The sequence below is a fragment of the Streptosporangium sp. NPDC002721 genome (assembly GCF_042888905.1).
In the GTDB taxonomy this organism is placed as follows: domain Bacteria; phylum Actinomycetota; class Actinomycetes; order Streptosporangiales; family Streptosporangiaceae; genus Streptosporangium.
Genome location: NZ_JBIAQI010000003.1, coordinates 151,334 through 172,793, shown reverse-complemented (window position 1 = coordinate 172,793; position 21,460 = coordinate 151,334). Strand labels below are relative to the sequence as shown.

Genomic DNA, 21,460 nt, shown 5'->3' with positions numbered 1-21,460 from the left:
CGTACGCGCGTGCTCTTTGCGGGCCGTACGGCGGCGCGGTGTCCGATGACACCGTGCCGCCGTACGGCCCTCGCGGTTGTACGGGCCCGAACCTCGGGGTGGTGAATCCGCGTGGTCGTGCGATCCACGAGGTCAGCGGAAGAGGATGTCCCAGTGGTCCGCCTCGCGGGCGAAGAGGGGGCCCGACGTCGTCGAGTGGCCGTACAGGCGGGCCCCGTCTCCCCGTACCCCCTGCGCCGGGTAGTTCTTCGTGATGTAGCGGTTGACGCATGCGTTGGGCTTTATGTCCAGCTTGTAGCCCTCGTAGTGGCTGTAGGGCCCGGGAGCGTGGCCGACCTCGGTGCCGCCGGTGACGACGATGGGACAGCCGCTGCGGCGCTTCAGCTCGATGGCGCTGGAGACGGTCTCGGACCGTATGGCCTCCAGCGAGGTGCAGTTGCTCCCCTGGCGGTTCGCGCACTTGCCCGAGGAGGTCCAGCGCAGGCCCGCCGCCCGCAGGAGCCGCTTGGCGTCCGTCTGCTGGAGTCGTACGGGATGCCGGGCCTGTTGCGCCTGGGGAGGGTTGGCCTCGGCGGGCTTCGCGGGGGCCGCCAGAGCCTGCTCCGCCGAGGTGGCGGCCGGGGGCGGGGCCTGGGCGCTTTCCTTGGCCTGGATCGCCGGTGCCTTCCCGGTGGTCTGGGAGGTGGTCTCGGGGGCCGTCTGCTGCTGGGGGGCGTCCACCAGGGCGGCGGTTCGCGTCCGCGCGGTGGTCTCGGGTGTCCGGGAGGCCGCCTGCCCGTGGGGCGCGTCCTCCGGGGTGGCGGTTCGCGTTCTCCTGGTGGCTTCGGGCGGTTGGGGGGCCGCCTGTTCCCGGTGCTCGCCGGCCGGGGCGGTGGCCCGCGTTCGCGCGGTGGTCCCGGAGGACCTTGACGGCGTGTCCCCGGAGGTGACGTTCCCCGTCCAGAGGGGGACCGTGATCCTCAGGTCTCCGGGAGTCGCCCGGTGACACAGCTCGCGGGCGTAGCGCCGGGCGATTTCCGAGGTGGCGATGTCGTACACTCCGATGATCGTGGACCGGCGTGTCTCCGCCGGGCCGGCCACGACCGACCGGCTCACGATCGCGGCCCCGGCCGACGCGTTCCCGCTTTCGGCGGTCGCGCTGTCGTGCGGGACCGATGCGATGAAAGATAGCTGCAGAGCGAGCAGTGCTCCGGTGGTGAACCGGGCAGCCCGCTGTCTACAGGGACATGTCCCCATTTATGTATCCCTTGTCGCGGGAGCCCTTCCGCCAAAAGGATCAATCCCATCCCCGAACCCGGATGATCCCTCACGAAGAGTGATTTTTGCCCGGTAGTGGGAATGATCGGGCAGCTCGATGACCTGCTGAGACGGCGCTTCTCGATATAGCCGACATTTCGGTATTTGCCGTGTAAGACGCCATCGTCGCGTCCCCGGCGGGCGGCACGAGGGCGTGCCGGGCACGCCGCCCGGCGGCACCGGACCGGGAGTGGCGGGGCAATCACGGATATGAGTGGCGGGGGCCATGGAGCGCGCTTAGGGTCGTTCACTGAGGCTCATCCCCGGTGGTGCGGGACGGATGATCTAGGGTTCGTCCGGTGGGGAAAGACCAGACGAGCCCGTTCTCCCAGCTCCAATCGACAGGTGACGAGCCCCCTATGACCGAGCCGCCCCCGCGAACCCGTGGATCGGACAGGACCCGTGAGGCCATCGTCGAGACGGCCCTGCGGCTCTTCCGCGAGCGGGGATACGAGGCGACGACCATGCGGGCCATCGCCGCCGAGGCCGGGGTGTCGGTGGGCAACGCCTACTACTACTTCGCCTCGAAGGAGGTCCTGATCCAGGCGTACTACGACCGGGCCCAGGCCGAGCACGAGGCGGCGTGCGAGAGGCTGCTGGCCGCCGAGCCCCGGTTCGCCGCGCGGCTGGCGGGGGTGCTGCGGGAGTGGGTGCGGGTCTCCGAGCCGTACCACGAGTTCGCGGTGAAGTTCTTCAAGCACGCGGCCGAGCCGAGCAACCCGCTCAACCCGTTCAGCGCCGAGTCCTCGCCCTCCAGGGAGGCGTCGATCGCGATCTACCGGCGGGTCGTGGAGGGGTCCTCCGACCGCATGGACAGCGAGCTGCGGGCCGAGCTGCCCGAGCTGCTGTGGCTGATGTCGATGGGCGTCGTCCTGTTCTGGGTGCACGACGAGTCGGAGGGGTGCCGCAGGACACACCGGCTCATCGAGCTCACCGTCCCGCTGGTGGACCGCCTGGTGGGGCTCTCGCACCTGCCCGGCCTGCGCGGGGTCGCCCGTGACTTCATCGCGGGGATCCACGAACTTCGCGAGTGAATCCCGGCCGAATCCCATGATTCACCGTATCCATCTGATTACCCTGGGTGGTCGATTCGATGACGGTTTCTAGGGAGTCCCATGGGTTGGGTAGCCGTGCTGGTGGTGGTGTCCGTGGCGATCGCGCTGATCGCGTTCCGCGTCCTGCGGAGGAAGGGGCGGGACGACGGCGAGCACGGCTCGTCGTCCGTCGACTTCTCCGCCAACCTCGCCCTCGCCGTCTATCTCCTGGTGCTGGCCTACGCCGCGGTCCTGTGCCGGGACGCGCTCTCGGTGTCGGAGGCAGACGTCCAGGCCGAGGCCGAGAGCCTCACCGAGATGTACTGGTCGGTGGCACCCGTCCCCGAGGCGGCGCCCGTCCGGTCCCAGATCCGGCGGTACACCGCGCAGAGCGTCGACCTCGACTGGCCGCTCATGGCCCGCAGCGAGATGTCCCCGATCCCCGGGCAGACCCTCATGGACATGCGGGCCGCGGTGCTCAGGCTCCGTCCGGTCGGTGAGGAGAGCAAGAACCTCCAGCAGGACACGCTCGACCGGATCTCCGAGGTCTCCCACGCCCGCATCGTACGAGGCGACGACGCGAGCACCAGCCTGGAGAGCATCTTCGTGATCTCGATGATCCTCTCCGGGCTGCTGGTGATCGCGCTGCCCTGGACGCTGGGGGTGCGGCCCACGACCTCGTCGATCGTCGCCGACCTGGTCCGGCTGGGGGTGGTCGTCGTCGGCGTGTGCTTCATCATCCTGATCAGCCACCCGTTCAGCGGGCTCGGCGCCGTCGAGCCCGACGCGTTCAAGGCCGCGCAGCGGCAGTACGACCAGATCGACGGCCTCTTCCCCGCCCAGCCGTAGCTCTTCTCGACGGCCCGGGAGCGACCTGGCACGCGTGGTGAAGCCCGCCGGTGGAAGGTTCACCGGCGGGCTTCACCGTCGGTGCCCCCTACCTGCGAACCCTGTGGCTGAAGGCGGTGACCGCGGCGACCGAGATCACGCCGGTGCACATCACCAGCAGGACCAGCCTCCTGTCGGTGCCCTTGCGCCGCTCGGCGTAGCGGTCGAGCACCAGCCGCTGCCGCAGGAGCGGGGGCACGCCGGAGGGCGTCGCCCTCGGCCGGGGAGTGCGGCTCCGGGTCGGTGTCGGCGTCGGCGTGACGACGGCTTCGAGGACGGGCGGGGGCGCCAGGGCGCGGGGCCCAGAGGGCTCAGTGGGCTCAGTGGGCTCAGTGGGCTCAGTGGGCTCGGCGGGCGCGGAGGGCTCCGGGGCGGAAGCGGTGGGCGTCGGCCGCGCGGGCTCCGGCGTGGGCGTCACTTCCGGCTCCGGCTCGGGTTCCGGTTTCGGCTCTGTCTTCGGTTTGGACGGGACGTCCGCCGGGTGGTCCGGCGCGAACTCCCACCAGTGCCACCAGTGCCACCAGGGGACCTTCCGGTCGTCGGGTCCCGGCGGAGGCGCGGTCGGGTAGGGCGGTTCGGGCTTCGGCGCCGCCGGGTGGCCGGTCTCCGGCTTCGACCGATGCCCTGGGGGCGGGGAGGGCGGGAGGGGCGATCGGCCGGAGAGCAGGCGCAGGGCCACGTGCGACGCCCCGGGGGCCGGGCCGTCTGCCGCCCCGAGGGGAGGTGTCCCGGCCAGGACGGGGGCCGCCATGCAGATCGCGAGGGCCGCCGCTCCGTGCAGGCCCCGTCGTCGGTTCCTTCGCCAATGCTTCGTCACGTGAAGTTTCTAACATCACACGGAAAGTGACGGGCCGGTAAGTGATCGGTCGATATAGATCATTGTTTCAATGACATACCGGCCGGTTGGTACGGTGGACCTATTGACGGCACCCCGAGCGCGTGCGGCAAGCTACATCAGAACATCGTTCTGGGGAAAGGTCCCCGGCGGCGAACCATCGAGACGGAGGCGGCACGATGACCACGGGCCCACGCTGGGGCATGACGATCCCCTTCTACGACCGTTCACTGGCCGCTTCCCGGGATCTGATCGCCGAGCTCCCCGGACTCGGCTACACCGACGCCTGGTCCGCCGAGGTCAACGGCGTCGACGGCTTCGTACCCCTGGCGATGGCCTCGGAGTGGGCCCCCGGGGTGCGGCTCGGCAGCGCCATCGTCCCGGTCTCCACCCGGGGGCCCGGCCTGCTCGCCATGTCCGCCGCCACGCTCGCCGACCTCGCCCCCGAGCGCTTCGTCCTGGGCATCGGGGCCTCCTCCCCGGCCATCGTGGAACGCTGGAACGCCGGGGAGTTCGTCAAGCCGTTCGCCAGGACCAGAGACACCCTGCGCTTCCTGCGCAAGGCCCTCGCGGGCGAGAAGGTCACCGAGCGGTACGAGACGTTCGAGGTCAAGGGCTTCAAGCTGGAGCGCGCCCCCAAGATCCCGCCGAAGATCGTGCTCGCCGCGCTGCGCCCCCGCATGCTGCGCCTCGCCGCCGAGGAGGCCGACGGCGCGATCACCAACTGGCTCTCGCCCGCCGACGTGCGGAAGGTCAGGGCCGAGGCCGGCGAGGAGACCGAGCTCATCGCCCGGCTGTTCGTGTGCGTCAGCGAGGACGCGGAGAAGGTGCGCGAGCTCGGGCGCTGGATGCTCGCGAGCTATCTGACCGTCCCGGTCTACGCCGCCTTCCACGACTGGCTGGGGCGCGGCGAGGTGCTGCGGCCGATGCACGAGGCCTGGGCGGCCGGGGACCGGCAGGCGGCGCTCAAGGCCATCCCCGACGAGGTCGTGGACGAGCTCATCGTGCACGGCGACGCGGCCACGTGCCGGGCCAGGATCCGGGAGTATGTGGACAACGGCCTGAACACCCCGATCCTCGCCCCCATCCCCGGGGGCGAGGTCCCGATCACCCAGGCCGTACGAGATCTGGCCCCTGTCGAGGAGTGACCCTTGCACGACCTGTTGAGGCTCGACGCGCTCGGACAGGCGCAGGCCGTGAGGAAGGGGGAGGTCTCCCCGAGGGAGCTCGCCGAGGCGGCGATCGCGCGGATCGAGGCGCACGACGGCGAGATCAACGCGGTCGTCCACCGCAGGTTCGAGCGGGCGCTGGCGGAGGCGGACGAGGTCGACCCCGACGCCCCCTTCGCGGGCGTGCCGACGCTGTTGAAGGACCTGGGCTGGGCGATGGCGGGGGAGCCGTACGGCGCGGGGTCGCGCGCCCTCGACGGGATGCGCGCCGAGCGCGACGGCTACGCGGTGACCAAGCTGCGCCGGGCGGGGTTCACGATCCTGGGCCGGACCAGCACCTCGGAGTTCGGCACCGCGATCACGACCGAGCCGGTGGTGTCCGGTCCCACCCGCAACCCGTACGACCGGCGCTACAGCAGCGGGGGATCGAGCGGCGGGTCCGCGGCGGCGGTGGCGGCGGGCATGGTCGCGGTGGCCACGGCCAGCGACGGCGGCGGGTCGATCCGGATCCCGGCGAGCATGTGCGGGCTGGTCGGGCTGAAGCCCGGCAGGGGCAGGGTCAGCTCCGGTCCCTCGGGGGGCGAGCCCTGGGCGGGCTTCTCGGCGGCGGGCCTGCTCTGCCGTACGGTCAGGGACAGCGCGGCGACCCTCGACGTGATCGCCGGGACGATGCCGGGCGACCCGTACGGCGCGCCCGCCTGGGCGCGCCCGCTCGCCGAGGAGGTCGGGGCGGATCCCGGGCGGCTGCGGATCGGCTTCCTCGCCGAGCACCCCGGAGGGGGCTTCCCGCCCGACCCGGACCTGGTGGCCGCGGTCACCGGCGCCGCCGGGCTGCTGGAGGCGCTGGGCCACGACGTCGAGCCCGGGGGGCCCGCCGCGCTCGCCGACGACGGCTTCGCCGTGCACTTCGGCACGATCGTGGCCGCCCACGTGGCCGCCGACGTGGAGGAGGTCGGACGCTGGCGCGGCAGGCCCGTCGGGCCGGACGAGCTGGAGACGCGCAACCGCGTCCTGGGCGAGGCGGGCCGCGGGCTCGACGCGGTCGGCTACGTGACCTCGCGCGACTGGATCGACGGGTTCAGGCGGCGGATGGCCGCCTGGTGGGAGTCGCACGACCTGCTGCTCATGCCGTCCCTGGGGGTGGCGCCCTTCCGCCTCGGCTGGCTGCCTCCCGACGACGTCAGCACCTCGCGGGGCCGCACCAACCAGGCGGTGGCGTTCACCTCGCCCGTCAACGCCACCGGGCAGCCAGCGATCTCCCTGCCGCTGCACCGCACCGCGGACGGCCTGCCGGTGGGGGTGCAGCTGGTCGCCGCGGCGGGACGGGAGGACCTGCTCGTCCGGGTGGCCGCCCGGATCGAGGAGGAACGCCCCTTCCGGCACGCGGCGATGCGCTAGCCACGACACGTCCGCCCGGTCCGGGGGCGCGGCCCCGGCCGGGCGTGGAAGGCGATTGTGAGCGGCGTTCGGGAACTCCGTTCGGAAACCACGCGTTATATCGTGAAGCGGCGGGGTAGTACGCCGCCAGGCGAACGTGGTTCCGAGGAGGATTCCATGGCGAAGGCGGCGCGCGCGGCGCAGGCGTGGCGGACGTACAAGGACGTGACGAAGCCGGGCTCGCCCGGTCTCGGGGCGCGTCTGCGAGCCCTCCCGAGAATGATCGGCGCGGTCATGCACGGGGACTACCCCGGCATGGGCAAGGGCAAGCTGGCCATGATGGGGCTCGGCGTGCTCTACATCGTCTCGCCGGTCGACCTCGTCCCCGAGTTCCTGGTTCTCATCGGGGTGGCCGACGACTTCGGCGTGTTCCTGTGGCTGATGGGCTCCCTGCTCGGCGAGGGCGGGCGCTACGTCGACTGGGAGCGCGAGCGGGTCAGGTCCGTCCGGCCCTGAGCCGGATCGGTCTTGTTCCGGCCCCGGGCGGGGAGCGTCAGATCTGCTCCATCCTGAGCCAGGCGCGCGAGGGCAGCGGGTGGCCGAACAGGCGGGCGGCGTTGCCGTAGGCCACCCGGGCGATGTCGGCGGGCGGCAGGCTGCCCAGGTTCGTCGCGACGGCCTGCTGGGTGTCGGGCCAGGTGGAGTCGGAGTGCGGGTAGCCGCTCTCCAGCAGCACGTGCTCCAGCCCGACGGCGAGCCGCACCCCGGAGAGGGCGTGGTCGTTGAGCGTGCCGAAGAAGAAGTTTCTCCGCAGCACCTCGCTGGGCTTCAGGCCGCCCTCCCAGGAGGCCTCCCCGGCCACCGGGTGGTCGAGCGCGTAGTCGGCCCGCTCGGCCAGCATCGGCAGCCAGCCCACGCCACCCTCCACGATCAGGATCCGCAGCGCGGGGAAGCGCAGCGGGACGCCCGACCAGAGCCAGTCGGCGCAGGCGAACATGGCGCTCGCCGGCATCAGCGTGGTGATCGCCTCGATCGGCGTGTCCGGGGACGGGACCGGAGCCCAGGAACCGGCACCGGCGTGCAGGCAGACGACGGTGCCGGTCTCCTCGCACGCCTGGAAGAACGGGTCCCAGTGGTCGCTGTGGATGGACGGCAGGCGCAGCCGGGTGGGGAACTCGGGGAAGAGCACCGCCTTGAAGCCGCGCGCCGCGTTGTCGCGGATCTCCTTGGCGGCCACCTCGGGATCGGTGAGCCAGGGCAGCTGCAGGGCGATGATCCGCTCCGGGTAGGTGCCCGCCCAGACCTCCACGTGCCAGTCGTTCCAGGCGCGCAGGACCGCCAGGCCCAGCTCCTGGTCGCGGGTCTTGGCGAAGACCATGCCCGACTGCCCGGCCAGCATGCCGGGGAAGCAGAGCGCGGCCCAGACTCCGGCGCGGTCCATGTCCTCGATCCGGGCCTCGACGTCGTGGCATCCGGGACGCATGTGCTCGAACCGCACCGGGTCCAGCGTCCACTGCTCGCGGGGCAGCCCGGCGCCCACGTCGAGCCCGGCACAGGGGTAGGTGGCCCCGCCGTAACGCCAGACCTGGTGACCGGAGTCGGTTTCGACCACCTTGGGCGCCTTGTCGGCGTATTTCTCCGGGAGCCGGTCGTCGAACATGTCGGGCGGCTCGATCAGGTGGTCGTCGGCTGAGATGATCACATAGTCCCGCCGCCTGGGCTCGGGGTCGGGGAGCAGCGGCGTAGTCACACGGTCAACCGTATTCCGCTGGAATAACACTCATCAAGCCGCAAGGTCTCCGCTTGGTATCTCTGTCTTCCGTGATCTCTTCCGGGACGTCTTCCGCGGGAGGGGGAACAGGCGGGCCCCGGGGCCACCGGAGGGGGGTAGGGCGGCCCCGGGGGGCGGGCCCGCCGGAGGGTGCTGCCCATGGCGGGCCCTGCGAGAGCGACTACCCAGAGATCGCCCCATTATCAGGATTTTTCAAAAGATGGTTCCTGAGAGCGGATATTACGGTCTTGTCCACACCCAGAGTCTGCAGGCAGTGGTCACGTACCGGGCCCAGCTCCTCCAGGAAGAGACGCATCGCCTCGGCGGGCGCCCGCCCGAACCCCGCCCACCGGACCTCGGCCGGACGCTCCTTCTCCCAGTACGCGACCATCTGGGGCCTGGCCAGCTCGGTCAGCGCGTAGTCGGCGACCACGTCCTCCTCGGACACCCCCAGCAGCCGCAGCACCAGCGCGACCAGCAGCCCGGTGCGGTCCTTGCCCGCCGCGCAGTGGACCACCACGGGCGCGTTGCCCGCCTCGGCGATCACCTCCAGCGCGCTCCTGAGCTCGGCGTGACCGTCGTGGGCCACCTCCAGGTAGCGGTCGGCGAAGAACCTCGCGACCCCGGCGTCGGGGTGGTAGTCGCGAGCGGTGTCCCACCTGCGGCGCTCGACCGGCAGGTTGTGGTAGCCCGGCCCCTCCGGGGCACGGCCGCGACGCGCCACCTCGTCGGGATGACGAAGATCGATCACGGTGCGTACGCCGAGCGCGTGGAAACGGTCGAGGTCGTCGTCGGCGAGCATGTGCAGCGAGGCGGAGCGGTAGAGCCGCCGCCAGCGCACCTCCAGCCCGCCGTCCGTCCGGTAGCCGCCCACGTCGCGGAAGTTGTACAGCCGCGCGAACTCGATATGCCGGATCACGCCCTCTAACCTATCCAGCGGCGGGTCTCGCGTGATGGGGGCAGGGATGCGAGTGGTAATTCCGGCACGGGACGACATCCCGTACGCCGTGCGGGTGGCACTGCTGTTCGTGCTCGCGCTCTCCACGGTCGTCGTACACATCAACCAGGCACCTCCCCTGCGGCCCGCCGCGGAGCTCGTGTCGGACCTGCGGGCGGGCGAGGTGACCAAGGTCGTCTACGACCGCAACTGGCCCGCCTACGGCACGCTGACGTGGTCCCACGGGCCGCTCTCCTGGAGCCAGGCCCGTTTCGACCAGCCCGACGACGTCTGGGACCCCCGGACCACCCGGCTGGTCCCCGAGGCCCTGGAGCGCCGCCAGGAGGCCTTCCTGGCCCAGGTGCGCGCCGCCGCCGACCCCTCCGTGGAGATCGTGCGCACCGAGGGCTTCGGGGCCCTGGCCGGTTCGCCCGCCTACGGGCGGTGGTGGGAGCCGTTCGGCCCGGTGGCGGTGGCGGCCGAGATCCTGGCCTGGCTGCTCATGCTGGCCCGGCCGAACCCCCGCTACGCCAGCCGCTGGGCGTGGTTCTGGATGTTCCTCACCGGCGGCTCGCTGCTCTACGTCCTGCTGGAGCCGAGACCCCTGTGGCGCGACCCGTACGAGGCGCTGCCCGCGCCGGTCAAGATCGACGGGACACGCGGGTTCGCGATCGCGGTGGCACTTCTCTTCGGCCTGGCGATGGTCAACGCGTGATCGTCGAGGAGTGGACGAGGCGCGGCCTCCGAAGCGCCGGAGGCCCGTCGAGGCGGTCTTCCGAGGGCCTTCCCGGTCAGGACCCGGCCCGTTCCGCCGGTGCCGCCGCGGCTCGCGGGGCGACGTCAGGCGACTTCTCGTTCCCGTCGCCTCCGGAGGGGCCTTCGGAGTGGGCGCCGGGGTCCGGGCCGCCGGGTGTGGCCGGTGCCGAGGCCGCCGCCCTGAGGTCGGCCGCCTCCCTGCGGATCAGCAGCGCCCAGCCGCCGATCGCGACCCCGATGAACAGCCACCACTGCACGCCGTAGGCCAGGTTGAGGCCGCCTCCCTCGCCGACGTCCGGCGTGGGGACGGGCGCGGGCGCGACGGCGGCGGCCGGCGACTGCTCGGTCAGCTCGACGTATCCGCCGAGGAGCTTGTACGGCAGGCGGCGCCCGATCGCCTCGGTGTTGATCAGCAGGACCTGCCCCGCGGGCAGGCCCGCCCGGTCGCGGATGCCCGAGGTCTCCTCGGTCTCGCTGGGACGTAACCTGCCGGTGACAGTCACCTCACCCGAGGACGGCGCCGGGACCTCGGGGTGGGCGTCGGCGGTGCTGCCCGCCTTGACCCAGCCCCGGTTCACCAGCACGCCGGTGCCGTCCGCCGTGACCAGCGGAGTCAGCACGTAGAAGCCGACCGCCCTGTCCTGGACGCGGCGCCGGACCAGGAGCTGGGCGTTCGCGTCGTACGTCCCCTTGGCGAGGACGGTGCGGTATTTGTCCTGCGTGGAGACGGTGCCGCCGGGCGAGGTGAGCCGCTCCACGGCGACGGGGGCGGCCTCGAGGTTGCCGGTGATCTGGTCGCTACTGGTGGACCTCTCCTCGAAACGCCCGAACTGCCACTGGCCCAGCAGCACGAAAGCGGGGATGACCAGCAGTACCACCACGTGGAGGGCCAGCCATCGGGGAGTCAGCAGGAACCGGTACACGTCATCAAGAGTAGGCACCGGGGGCACCGCCCCGTCCTTCGCGTGCGCCTTTGGGGACGGCCGGGCGCGTCTTGGGGCGTAGTAAGGTGCCCGGGACCGCCCGATCCTCGGATGTCATGGAAAAGCTCGCCGGACACTCCGGACATCACGTACGGTCGTGTGAGATTTCCCCCGGGATGTTCCACCACCTCCGGAGCCCGCCCCTGATGACTGTGCTCATGCCCGCCCCCCCGGCTCCGCTCGTACTCCCCCGCCTCGGGGTCCTGCTGCGGCACGCCGCCCCCAGGGTGTTCGAGAGCATGATCCTCCCCGTTCTCGTCTTCTACGTCGCGCTGGTCTTCACCGACGAGAACGTCGCGCTGGCGGTGGCGGCGGCCTGGGTCTACGGCGGCGTCGCCTGGCGGCTGGTCAGGGGCGGCGAGGCGCCCGGCACGCTGCTGCTGGCGGCGGGCACGATCACCGTCAGGGTGGCGCTGACGGTGGCGACGGGCAACCCCATCGTGTTCTTCCTGCAGCCCTGCCTGGGGGTGCTCTGCGTGAGCATGGGCTTCCTGCTCACCGCGCCGCTGCGGAGGCCGCTGATCCGGCGGGTGGTGGCCGATCTCGTACCGCTGCCGGACCAGGTGATGGAGCACCCGCGGATGCGGCGCTTCTTCGTGGCGCAGTCGGTGCTGTGGGGATGCGCGCAGCTGCTGAACGGGGCGCTGAGCCTGTGGCTGCTGCTCAGCCAGACCCTGGAGACCTATCTCCTCGTGCGCACCTCCGCGGTGGCGGTGCTGCTCGGCGGCGCGGCGCTGGTCTCGGTGCTCAGCTTCAGGCACTGCCTGCGCAGGCTGGAGACGAGAGAGACGGAGACCCCGGAGCCGGGGACGCCGGAGCCGGGGGCACGGGGGCCGCTGTAGCGCGAAGGCGCGTTCCGGGGCCGGGCACCGGGGTGACCTCCTTCGGACCGGACACCTCGTGTCCCTCGGCGCAGCGGAAGTGCTGCTCGACCAGGGCGCCGCAGCCGCGGTGGGTGATGCGCACCGGCGGTCCCTCGTGGCCGCTGAGATACCGGTCGCCCCACTGCATCAGGGCCACCAGGGTCGGATAGAGGTCGAGACCCATCTGGGTCAGCCGGTACTCGTCGCGCTGCCGCTGGCCGGGCTCGCGGTAGGGGACCTTGCGCAGCAGCCCCTCCTCCACGAGCCGGGTCAGCCGGGCGCTGAGCACCTGCCTGGGCGCTCCCGTGGCGGCCTGCATGTCGGCGAAGCGCCGCACGCCGCCGAACGCCTCGCGCAGCACCAGGAACGTCCACTTCTCGCCGACGACGCCCAGGGCGCGTTCGATGGAGCAGTTGTGCGCTCGCGAGGGCAGGTTGCCGGGAGCCGCCTCATTCATGTGCGAATCGTAAGTCGCCATCGCACCACCTCCAACGTTCACCTAAGTCTAGTTGACATACTCAGCTGTCTCGCGCGACTCTGAGTTCATGATGCGAACTCAGCTGGTGCCGCCGGGTGGCTCCCCGGCGTCCGGGGACGTCCCGGTCGTGCGCGGGGACGTCCTCGGGACGTCCGGGGACGCGGTGCTCGTGTGTGAGGACGTCGCGCGGACGTCCGGGGACGTCGCGGTCGTGTACGGGGACGTCTCGCGGGGGTCCGGTGGTGTGGCGGCGGGGGTCGGGGGCCTCGCGGCCGCCTCCGGGGACGTGACGACCGTGCCCGAGGGCGCCGTCGAGATCCGGCCCGCGCGGCCGGACGACGAGGAGGGGATCCGCCGCTTCCTCGGGGGGCTGTCGCCTCGCACCCAGGCGCGGAGGTTCTTCGCCGGGATGAGCCGTCCGAGCGCGAGCTTCGTCAGGACGCTGCTCGCGGTGGACGAGCGGCGCGACGCCCTGCTCGCCGTGCACGGGGACCTTCTCGTGGGGCACGCGATGAGCTACCGCGGCCAGGAGACCGACGTCGAGATCGCCGTGGTGGTGGGCGACGAGTGGCAGGGGATGGGGCTGGGCTCCCGGCTCGTCCGCGCGCTGATGCGCCGCGCGGAGGCCAGGGGGGCCAGGACGGTGGGGATGGACGTGCTCGGGGACAACCGCGCGGTCCTGGTGATGGTCCGCAGGGCGTGGCCGGAGGCGACCATGCGCGTCTCCTCCGGCACGGTCGAGGTGACCGCGAAGGTTCTCCGCTGAGCGACCCCCGGGCCGGCTCCCGCGCGCCCCTGCCCGCTCCCACCGGACGGTCCCGTCAGAAGCGCGCCGTACGGTCCCGTCGAGGGCGTGCCGGGGAAGGCTCAGGCCGGAGAGGGGCGTCGCCGGACCGGGCGGGCCGGGCGTCCGGGGCGGCGGTGCGGCTCCTCCGGATCAAGACGGTACGATCGACGTGGTCCAAGCCGTTTCCCGGGCAGTTTGCGGAACAAGGTTCTGTTGCCCCACCATGGGATCCGTGAAGACTGCCAAGAGCGGACGCGACGGCCGCACCAGGATCGTCGAGGGTGCCCTGCGCCGATTCAGCCAGGACGGGGTCTCGGCCACCACACTGGCCAGCCTCCGTGAGGAGAGCGGCGTCAGCGTCGGCAGCTTCTACCACCACTTCGCCAGCAAGGAACACGTCTTCGGCGTCCTGTACGCCGAGACCCTGCGCATGTACCAGGACGCCTTCCTCGCCGAGCTCCAGCGCCACGAGAGCGCGCGGGGAGGCATCGAGACCATCGTCGCGCTGCACATGTCGTGGTGCGGCGAGCACCGCGAGCGCGCCCACCTGCTGATCAGCGAGCGCCCGCCCAGGCGTGACGAGCCGGGCGGCACCGAGGTGTCGGAGTCGCGCAGGGCGTTCTTCAGGCAGGTCTCCGACTGGTGGCGCCCGCACATGAAGGACGGCCTGCTCCAGCCCGTCCACCCGACGATGTGCTACGTGCTCTGGCTGGGACCGGCCACCGAGATGTGCCGCCTGTGGTTCGCCGGCGCGCACCAGCCCACCCCCGAGGAGATCGGCGGCCTGCGCGAGGCGGCCTGGCAGAGCCTGCGGCAGCAGAATCCCTGAACGGGCGGCCAAACCCTCCCGAGAACGGGCGGGCCGAGCGGGTTGGACGGGCAGCAGAATCCCTGAACGGGCGGCGAACCTTCCGGGCGGGCCGCACGGGCGGCAAGACCTTCTGGGCGAACGTCACTGATACTCCGGCCCGGATCACGGGGGCTTTTCCGGGCCGGAGCGGTCTCAGTGCGCTCCCACCAGCTGGCGCGTCCGCGTCGACACCCGCCAGACGTCCTCGTCCAGCGAGATGTCCAGCCGCAGGTCCTGGCGCCGGCGCCGCAGGCCGGGCACCCGCACCCGGTCGGAGACGTCGAACCTGCCGCGCAGGGCGTAACCGAACCCCAGCTCCCCGGGGAAGACCCGTAACTCATCCTGATTGCCGCACCGCGGGCAGGTCCATGCGACCAGATCCTTGCCACGGTGGTAGTCGTGGCAGGCGCGGAAGTATTCGTCAGGGTGAAAACGGGACTCGCAGGCGAAACAGGGGATCAGCATCATGGATCCTTTGGAGCGTGTGGTGCGGCTACCAAGAAGTACCGCTTTCCGCTTGAAGTCCGCTTGCAGAACGCTTACCCCAGTGGGTAACAGTCTCATCACCGGGAGCATCCGGACGGGCCCGGTGCGAGGATTGTCCGGTGAACGATCTGCCCGGCCGGCTCAGGGAACTCCTGCTCGACACCGGCTACACCATCGACGGCGTCCGCGAGCGCCTCGGCGACGTCGCCGCCACCGCGCTCTCCCGTGAGGAGACGATCCCCGCCCTGCGGGCCACCGCCGACGGCGACCCGCTCGCCACGCTGATCCGGTTGTGGTGGCTCGGCGCCCCCGTGGAGGCGCGAGGGGTGCCGGCGGGCCTTCCGGTGGAGGAGCTGGCCGCCGCGGGCCTGGTGACCGTCGAGGGCGGCCGGATCACCTCCGCGGTCCACCTGCAGCCCTGGGAGACCGACGGCGCCGACGGGAGCGGTGGCTCCGGTGGTTACGTCGTCTCCGACCGCAAGGTCAGGCCGGGCGACCCGGCCCTGCGCCCGGACCATGTCGTCGGCGCGGGCGGCGCCTCGGCGAACCTGGCCCAGCTGGCCTCCCGCCGCCCCGTCGGGCGTGCCCTGGACATCGGTACCGGCTGCGGGGTGCAGGTCCTCCACCTGGGCGGCAGGGCCGGGGAGATCACGGCCACCGACGTCAACCCGCGCGCGCTGGAGCTGGCCCGGCTCAGCTGGGCGCTGTCCGGCGTCACCGGCGTCGACGCCCGGCTGGGCTCCCTGTTCGACCCCGTCGAGGACGACCGCTTCGACCTGATCGTCTCCAACCCGCCATTCGTGATCTCCCCGGCCGGCCGGTTCACCTACCGCGAGTCGGGCTTCCACGCCGACGACTTCTGCCGCGACCTCGTACGCCGGGCGCCCCGCCACCTCGCGCCCGGCGGCAGCTGTCACCTGCTGGCCAACTGGCTGCACGTCGACGGCGAGGACTGGCGTGACCGGGTGGGCGGCTGGCTCACCGGGACCGGCTGCGACGGCTGGGTGGTGCAGCGCGACGTCCAGGATCCCGCCGAGTACGTCGAGCTGTGGCTGAGGGACGCCGCCGAGCAGGGCACCCCGCGCCACCGCGAGCTCTACGACGACTGGCTCGGCTGGTTCGAGGCGGGGAACGTCACCGGGATCGGCTTCGGCTGGATCACGCTGCACGACTCCGGGAGCCTCGACCCCGTGGTGCGGGTCGAGGAGTACGGGCGGCCGGTGGAGCTGCCGGTCGGCGGATACGTGGACGAGGTGCTCGGCGCGATCGCCACGGCGCACCGGCTGACCGACGCCGAGCTGCTCGGCTCCAGGCTCGTGGTGGCCGAGGGGGTGCTGGAGGAGCGGATCGGCCCGCCGGGCGCCGAGGACCCGGCGCGCATCGTGCTGCGGCAGACCGCGGGACTGCGCCGCAGCGCGACGGTCGGGACCGTGGAAGCCGCCCTCGCGGGGGTCTGTGACGGCGACTATCCACTGGACCCGCTGCTCGCCGCGATCGCGGAACTGACCGGTGAGGACCACGACGACCTGCGGACGAAGGCTCCCGCCGCCCTCCGCCCGCTGATCGCGGAGGGGTTTTTCCACATATCCACAAGGTGACTGTCCACAGGCTGTGGAAATCGTCGCTATCGCTTGTCAATCGGATGGCAAACGCCGCGGGGGAAGCTCTTCTCGTGGGGCACGGACCCGGGGGGTGAAGGGTCCGTGCCATGTCCGGCCGACCGTCACAGTGAGGCGGCCGACCCGCGAGCGACGCACCGGATGACCGGGCCCCCTACGCGTCGCCCGGGTCAGACGGCCGGCCGGACCCTCACTTCCATCCCGAACCGCGGGGTCCGACTTCGAGGAGAACGCCGGTGATCAACCACGTCTGGATGACGCGTCTCGACGACGACCTGTACGACGGGCTGGGATCAGCTGTCGACCTGGTCGCGCTCCAGCAGAAGACGCAGATCCTCGGCCTCGGGCGCCCCGAGCCTGCCGAACAGGTCGTGGGCGCGTTCGAGGCAGTCCCGGCCACGCTCGACACTGCCGAGGCCGTTGAGGGCCTTGCCTAGCACCCACAGCGCCTGCGCCTCGCCGTACGGGTGGCTGATCTCCCGGCTCACGGTGAGCGCCTGCTCCGCGTGACGGGCCGCGTCCGTGAAGCGGCCCGCGTTGATGAACGTCTCGGCCAGCCGGGAGCAGACCCGCTGCTCCCAGACCCGCTGCCTGCTCGCCCTGAAGAAGGCGAGGCACTCGGCGTGGTGGTGGACCGCCTCGTTCAGCCGGCCGACCCGCGACAGGATCATCCCCAGGTGGTAGCGGGCCCTGGCGGTGCCCGCGCTGGAACCCATCTCGATGAACAGGGCCAGCCCCTGCTCGGCGGCGGCGATCGCCTCCTTCGGCTGCTCCAGGAACAGGTGGTCGCGGGCGGAGTAGCTGAGCGTCAGCGCCTCCCCGCCCCGCGCCCCGACCTCCCTGAACGCCTCGCGCGCCGATTCGAACCAGGCCAGGGCCTCCACGTGGCGGCGCCGGCGCCCGGCCACGACGGCCAGCGCGTTGAGCGCCTCGCCGGTGACGATGCTGTCGCCCCCGGCCGACAGCTCCAGCGACGTACGGAACTCCTCCTCCGCCTCGGCCAGCCGGTTGGCGCCGAACAGCACCCGCCCGAGCACGTAGCGGCAGCGCAGCTCGCTGGAGACGGCGCCGAGCCGGCGCGCGACGGCCAGCATCTCCCGCGTCCGGTTCTCGAACTCGCGGACGTGGCTGCCCGACTCCAGCAGCGGCTCCATGGCGAGCAGCAGGTCGGCTCCCGGCAGCAGCTCGTCGTCCCTGTCCGCGCAGGTCACCTGGGCGATCGACGCGAACAGCGACTCCGCCTCCACCGACAGCCAGGCCACCGCCTCGTCGGCGGAGGCGAAGGCGTGACCGGTGCCGGTGACCCCCAGCCGGTCGGCCATCGTGCTGCCCTCGTAGGCGAGGCGGTGCGCCGAGCGCGCGGAGGCCAGGTAGAAGTCGAGCAGCCGGCGCAGCGCCGCCTCGCCCTCCCCGCCGATGGTCACGCTCACCCCGGACCCGCGCCGCTCCCCCCGCCGTACCTCGCCCTCGGCGCAGCTCTCCTGCGCCGCGTCCTCGGTCCGTTCCGCGACGCGGCGGGCGAAGAGCTTGAGCAGGTCGTGGAAGCGGTAACGGCCGGGGGCCGGGGCTTCGAGCAGGCTGGCGTCCACCAGGGACTCCAGGACGTCCTCGGTGTCCATCGGGTCCAGCGCGAGCAGCGCGGCGGCGGCCCCGATCGAGATGTCCGGGCCCCCGGGCAGGGAGAGCAGCCGGAACGCTCTGGCCTGGGCGGGGTTGAGCTGGCCGTACCCGAGGGCGAAGGTCGCCTCCACCGCGAGGTTGCCCACGCGCATCTCGTCCAGGCGGCGGCGCTCGTCGGCCAGCCGGGGCACCAGGGAGGCGACCGTCCAGGACGGCCTGGCGGCCAGGCGGGCCGCCACGATCCGCACCGCGAGCGGCAGGAAGCCGCAGGCGGCGACCACGTCCATCGCGGCGGCGCGCTCGGCCTCCACCCTCTCCACCCCGGCGACGATGCCGAACAGGGCGAGGGCCTCCTCGGGCTCCATGACGTCCAGGTCGACCAGCCTGGCCGAGGCCAGGTCGGCGAGCTTGCCCCGGCTGGTCACGAGCGCCGCGCACCCGGCCGAGCCGGGGAGCAGCTGGCTGACCTGGGCGGCGTCGCGGGCGTTGTCCAGCAGCACGAGCATCCGCCGGTCGGCCAGGATCGAGCGGAACAGCGCCGACCGCTCGGCCAGGCCGTCGGGGATGGCGTCGGCGGGCAGGCCGAGCCCGCGCAGGAAGGCCGCGAGCACCGACTCGGGAGAGGTCGGCTCCTCGCCGTACCCGCGCAGGTCGGCGTAGAGCTGGCCGTCGGGGAACAGGTCGTGCATGGCGTGGGCGACGTGCACGGCCAGGGCCGTCTTGCCCACGCCGCCGATGCCGGAGATGGCCGCGACCGGCACGCCCTCGGAGCCGTCCTGGACCGACAGCAGCGTGCGCAGCCGCGCGATGATCTGGCGGCGGCCGGTGAAGTCGTTCACGGCGGCGGGAAGCTGCGCCGGTCGCGGCAGCTCCGGGCTCGCCGCCCGCGCCTCCGGTGTCCTCGCGGCCTCGGCGTCCGGCCCCGGGGGCGGCTTCGCCTCGGAGCCCGCCCGCGCGGCCGGCTCCGCGCTCTCGGTGGCCCCGGCGGCGGTGGCCCTGGCGACCTCGGCGGGCGCGGGCCGCGCGGGCGGGCCGGCCGGGGCCGGTGCGAGGGACGGGTCTCCGGTGAGGATGCGCTGGTGCATGCTCTTCAGGTCGGGGCCCGGCTCGATGCCCAGCTCCTCGATCAGCGTGGCGCGGGTGTCGGCGAAGGCGGACAGTGCCTCCGCCCTGCGCCCGCACCGGTAGTAGGCCAGCATCAGCTGGGCGCGGAGCCGCTCGCGCAGCGGGTGGTCGCCGGTCAGCGCGATCAGCTCGGACAGGACGTCGGCGTGCCTGCCCAGCTCCAGGTCCAGGTCCATCAGGACCTCCAGCACGCTCATCCGGCGCTCGGCGAGCCGCCCGCGCTGGTGTTCGGCGTACGGGCCGACGGCCCCGGCGAGTGGCTCGCCGGTGTGGAGCGCCAGGCTCGTGCGCAGGCTCTCCGCGGCCCGCGCCGGATCGCCCTCGCGGCGCGCGGCCTCCGCCTCCTGGACGCCGCGCTCGAACAGGAGCAGGTCGAGGGAGCCGCCGCTCAGCCGCAGGGCGTACCCCCTGCCGACGGAGGTGAGCAGCTCGGGGCGGGTGCGCGGCGACCTGCCGGGCTCCAGCACCGCGCGCAGCCGGGAGACGTAGGTACGCAGCGCGCCGAGCGCGCGGGGCGGGGCGTCCTCCCCCCAGATCGCGTCGATCATCTCGGCCGGGGTGACCGCCCGCCCCTCCCTGAGCAGGAGCATCGCCAGGATGGAACGTTGCAGCGGGGTCCCCAGATCGAGCTCGGAACCGCCGCGCCATGCCTGGACAGGACCGAGTACGGCGAACCGCAGCCCATCTCCGCTGTCCTGAACAGCCATTTCTCAAATCTCCGCCCAATGGGAAGTTTTATGGCCAAATGATAGATCCTCTCCTGCTTACCCCGTAGGTAGAGGCTTGCTTGTTCGCCGAGACGTTGATTGCACGTCAATCGGCTGTTGAGCTGTGCCCCCAATCCTGGTGTTGCCGGGCATGGCCCCATACGGGGGCGGCCATGCCCGGCATGTCAGTGGATTGCAGGCGCGGATAAAGGGGCTGTAAGTGCGATGCAGGCACCCAGGCCTATCAATAAGCCATGGCTCCTCAAGGAAGCCGGGAGCCGCACCCCTCAAGGAGAACCACCATGCGCCGCTCGATCACCAGAATTCTCGGTCTCGCCGCCGCCACCGCCGTCATCGCGATCGGTGTCCCCGCCCTCGCCACCCCCGCCTCCGCGGCCGCCGCCGCCCCCTCCGCTTCGAACGGCTATGACGAGGAGCCCTGGGGCTACTACTACTCCAAGTACTACGACGACTACCGTGCCGGTGCCAGGGGCAGCGTGTGGGTCGACGACGACGACCGCCTGCACGTCCAGGGCAGGCTCTACGACAAGCACTCGCCGAGCCGGCTCTGCGGCTACGCCCAGTTCAAGTTCGAGACCCACGACGGTGACGAGAACTACTCCTGGGCCCGCAAGTGCGGCAGCAGCGGCTACCAGCGGTTCCACTACGTCGCGGACGAGATCGACAACCTGCAGGTCAGGGTCTGCTACTGGGACAGGCACCAGGCCAAGAAGACATTGTGCGGCAAGTGGCGCTACATCTACGAGATCGAGTCCGACGAGGAGGAGTGACCTTCGGGGCCCCGGGCCCTCGGGATCTCCAGGACCTCCGGCGGGTCCGGCCGGTGGCATCGCCGGCGACACCCGCGATCTCCGTTCGATCCGCTGACCGCGCGAGGCGCCACTCGCTTGCGACGCCGGGCGAACACCAGGCCCGCCCGAGATTTCGGGCGGGCCTTTTGTTCCATTAAGTAATTGAAATACTATTTTTCGACACTATGTGCCTTATGGGTAATGTTTAGCTTTCTATCCTTTTTGACCGTCCACTGCTCCTCGTAATACCGCACGCCGGGTCTCCGTCTCACGCGGCCTCGGCCAGGCCCATCCGCGCGTGCATCCGTTCTCGGACGACCGGCCATTCGTCACTCAGGATGGAGTAGTACGCGGTATCTCGGACCGTGTCGTCGGCGCCTCGGCTCTCCGCCCGCCGCACACCGTCGAGGTGCGCGCCGAGGGCTTCGATGGCGGCCCGGGAGCGTACGTTCCGTATATCGGCCTTGAGGGTTATGCGGTGGACCTGCCAGGTCTCGAAGGCGAGGGAGAGCATCAGATACTTGCTCTCGCGGTTGACGCCGGTTCCCTGCGCGGAGGCGGAGAGCCAGGTGTAACCGATGTCCGCCACGGACGGGACATCGCCCACCGCGCCACGAGCGCCCGGCGGCCAGGGCATGGGGCCCTGCCAGTACTCCAGGTTCATGAGACGGGTGGCACCGACCACGCGATCGGTGTGCAGCCACCGGATGGCGAAGGGCATCGTGCGGCCCTCCGCCTGCTCAGCCAGAGCGGCCTCCACGTAGGAGACCATCTCGTCCCGGCCATTGGGGACGCGAGTGAAGGCGTAAGTGGAACGGTCTTCACTCGCCGCGGCGACGAGGTCGTCGACGACCGCGAGGCTGAGCGGTTCCAGGCGCACGAGGCGCCCGGACAGGGTGACGAAAGCGAGCATGAGCACATAATGGGGGCTCTTTCCCCTGCTTGATACCAAACGACACGAGACATCTTGATGAGCATCGAGGAACGCGCGTGACCTGTGGGTTTCCACGGTAGAAGATCCCGGGCCGGAACCGCCGACGCCACCCCGGAAACCCCTGTCGCCGGAG

The 21,460-nt window shown here is 71.7% G+C and carries 20 protein-coding genes; 11 read left to right on the top strand and 9 right to left on the bottom strand.

Going from position 1 to position 21,460, the window contains the following annotated elements:
• Window positions 1–132: 132 nt before the first annotated feature.
• Window positions 133–1,038, bottom strand: a complete 906-nt coding sequence (locus ACFYWM_RS04895; protein WP_389908652.1) for a hypothetical protein — start codon at window positions 1,036–1,038, stop codon at window positions 133–135.
• Window positions 1,039–1,655: 617 nt separating this feature from the next.
• Between ACFYWM_RS04895 and ACFYWM_RS04890 the strand changes: the two genes are divergently transcribed.
• Window positions 1,656–2,330: a TetR/AcrR family transcriptional regulator gene (locus tag ACFYWM_RS04890; protein ID WP_389908649.1), complete on the top strand. Its 675-nt coding sequence runs from the start codon at window positions 1,656–1,658 to the stop codon at window positions 2,328–2,330.
• 81 nt (window positions 2,331–2,411) lie between these two features.
• Window positions 2,412–3,179 (top strand): hypothetical protein, encoded by a 768-nt coding sequence (locus ACFYWM_RS04885; protein ID WP_389908646.1) that lies wholly within the window; start codon window positions 2,412–2,414, stop codon window positions 3,177–3,179.
• An 88-nt stretch (window positions 3,180–3,267) separates the two neighbouring features.
• On the opposite strand, the gene ACFYWM_RS04880 is transcribed toward ACFYWM_RS04885, so the two are convergent.
• A complete protein-coding gene (locus ACFYWM_RS04880) occupies window positions 3,268–3,417 on the bottom strand; it encodes a hypothetical protein (RefSeq protein ID WP_389908643.1) in 150 nt (49 codons plus the stop codon).
• 815 nt (window positions 3,418–4,232) lie between these two features.
• Here ACFYWM_RS04880 and ACFYWM_RS04875 point away from each other — a divergent pair.
• The 3 genes from ACFYWM_RS04875 to ACFYWM_RS04865 all read left to right on the top strand — a co-directional run bounded on the left by ACFYWM_RS04875 (window position 4,233) and on the right by ACFYWM_RS04865 (window position 7,115).
• On the top strand, window positions 4,233–5,201 hold the full coding sequence (locus ACFYWM_RS04875; protein WP_389908640.1) for an LLM class F420-dependent oxidoreductase: 969 nt from the start codon (window positions 4,233–4,235) through the stop codon (window positions 5,199–5,201).
• Between the two features lie 3 nt (window positions 5,202–5,204).
• Complete coding sequence (locus ACFYWM_RS04870) at window positions 5,205–6,620, top strand: amidase (protein WP_389908637.1); 1,416 nt, start codon at window positions 5,205–5,207, stop codon at window positions 6,618–6,620.
• A 156-nt stretch (window positions 6,621–6,776) separates the two neighbouring features.
• On the top strand, window positions 6,777–7,115 hold the full coding sequence (locus ACFYWM_RS04865) for a YkvA family protein (protein ID WP_389908635.1): 339 nt from the start codon (window positions 6,777–6,779) through the stop codon (window positions 7,113–7,115).
• A 37-nt stretch (window positions 7,116–7,152) separates the two neighbouring features.
• Here ACFYWM_RS04865 and ACFYWM_RS04860 read toward each other — a convergent pair whose 3' ends face one another.
• Both ACFYWM_RS04860 and ACFYWM_RS04855 read right to left on the bottom strand, forming a co-directional pair.
• A complete protein-coding gene (locus tag ACFYWM_RS04860) occupies window positions 7,153–8,349 on the bottom strand; it encodes an amidohydrolase family protein (RefSeq protein ID WP_389908632.1) in 1,197 nt (398 codons plus the stop codon).
• 202 nt (window positions 8,350–8,551) lie between these two features.
• Window positions 8,552–9,289 (bottom strand): tyrosine-protein phosphatase, encoded by a 738-nt coding sequence (locus ACFYWM_RS04855; RefSeq protein ID WP_389908629.1) that lies wholly within the window; start codon window positions 9,287–9,289, stop codon window positions 8,552–8,554.
• A gap of 46 nt (window positions 9,290–9,335) precedes the next feature.
• Between ACFYWM_RS04855 and ACFYWM_RS04850 the strand changes: the two genes are divergently transcribed.
• Entirely contained in the window at window positions 9,336–10,022 is a 687-nt protein-coding gene (locus tag ACFYWM_RS04850; RefSeq protein ID WP_389908626.1) for a hypothetical protein, read from the top strand.
• 76 nt (window positions 10,023–10,098) lie between these two features.
• On the opposite strand, the gene ACFYWM_RS04845 is transcribed toward ACFYWM_RS04850, so the two are convergent.
• On the bottom strand, window positions 10,099–11,004 hold the full coding sequence (locus ACFYWM_RS04845; RefSeq protein WP_389908623.1) for an SURF1 family protein: 906 nt from the start codon (window positions 11,002–11,004) through the stop codon (window positions 10,099–10,101).
• A gap of 188 nt (window positions 11,005–11,192) precedes the next feature.
• Here ACFYWM_RS04845 and ACFYWM_RS04840 point away from each other — a divergent pair, with 188 nt between their 5' ends.
• A complete protein-coding gene (locus tag ACFYWM_RS04840) occupies window positions 11,193–11,888 on the top strand; it encodes a VC0807 family protein (protein WP_389908620.1) in 696 nt (231 codons plus the stop codon).
• Here the strand turns inward: ACFYWM_RS04840 and ACFYWM_RS04835 are convergent.
• Entirely contained in the window at window positions 11,800–12,366 is a 567-nt protein-coding gene (locus tag ACFYWM_RS04835; protein WP_389908618.1) for a winged helix-turn-helix transcriptional regulator, read from the bottom strand. The two genes, ACFYWM_RS04840 and ACFYWM_RS04835, sit on opposite strands and share 89 nt — an antisense overlap.
• An 88-nt stretch (window positions 12,367–12,454) precedes the next feature.
• Here ACFYWM_RS04835 and ACFYWM_RS04830 point away from each other — a divergent pair, with 88 nt between their 5' ends.
• Both ACFYWM_RS04830 and ACFYWM_RS04825 read left to right on the top strand, forming a co-directional pair.
• Complete coding sequence (locus tag ACFYWM_RS04830) at window positions 12,455–13,153, top strand: GNAT family N-acetyltransferase (protein WP_389908616.1); 699 nt, start codon at window positions 12,455–12,457, stop codon at window positions 13,151–13,153.
• A 253-nt stretch (window positions 13,154–13,406) separates the two neighbouring features.
• Window positions 13,407–14,003, top strand: coding sequence for a TetR/AcrR family transcriptional regulator (locus tag ACFYWM_RS04825; RefSeq protein ID WP_389908613.1), 597 nt, complete (start codon window positions 13,407–13,409; stop codon window positions 14,001–14,003).
• 174 nt (window positions 14,004–14,177) lie between these two features.
• Here the strand turns inward: ACFYWM_RS04825 and ACFYWM_RS04820 are convergent, their stop codons facing one another.
• Window positions 14,178–14,489, bottom strand: a complete 312-nt coding sequence (locus tag ACFYWM_RS04820; protein ID WP_389908610.1) for a hypothetical protein — start codon at window positions 14,487–14,489, stop codon at window positions 14,178–14,180.
• Between the two features lie 140 nt (window positions 14,490–14,629).
• Between ACFYWM_RS04820 and ACFYWM_RS04815 the strand changes: the two genes are divergently transcribed.
• Complete coding sequence (locus tag ACFYWM_RS04815; RefSeq protein ID WP_389908608.1) at window positions 14,630–16,108, top strand: methyltransferase; 1,479 nt, start codon at window positions 14,630–14,632, stop codon at window positions 16,106–16,108.
• A 314-nt stretch (window positions 16,109–16,422) separates the two neighbouring features.
• Here ACFYWM_RS04815 and ACFYWM_RS04810 read toward each other — a convergent pair whose 3' ends face one another.
• Window positions 16,423–19,581, bottom strand: a complete 3,159-nt coding sequence (locus ACFYWM_RS04810; protein WP_389908605.1) for a BTAD domain-containing putative transcriptional regulator — start codon at window positions 19,579–19,581, stop codon at window positions 16,423–16,425.
• Between the two features lie 302 nt (window positions 19,582–19,883).
• Between ACFYWM_RS04810 and ACFYWM_RS04805 the strand changes: the two genes are divergently transcribed.
• Window positions 19,884–20,372, top strand: a complete 489-nt coding sequence (locus ACFYWM_RS04805) for a hypothetical protein (protein WP_389908603.1) — start codon at window positions 19,884–19,886, stop codon at window positions 20,370–20,372.
• A gap of 289 nt (window positions 20,373–20,661) precedes the next feature.
• Here ACFYWM_RS04805 and ACFYWM_RS04800 read toward each other — a convergent pair whose 3' ends face one another.
• Window positions 20,662–21,306, bottom strand: coding sequence for a GNAT family N-acetyltransferase (locus ACFYWM_RS04800; protein ID WP_389908599.1), 645 nt, complete (start codon window positions 21,304–21,306; stop codon window positions 20,662–20,664).
• Between the last annotated feature and the right edge of the window lie 154 nt (window positions 21,307–21,460).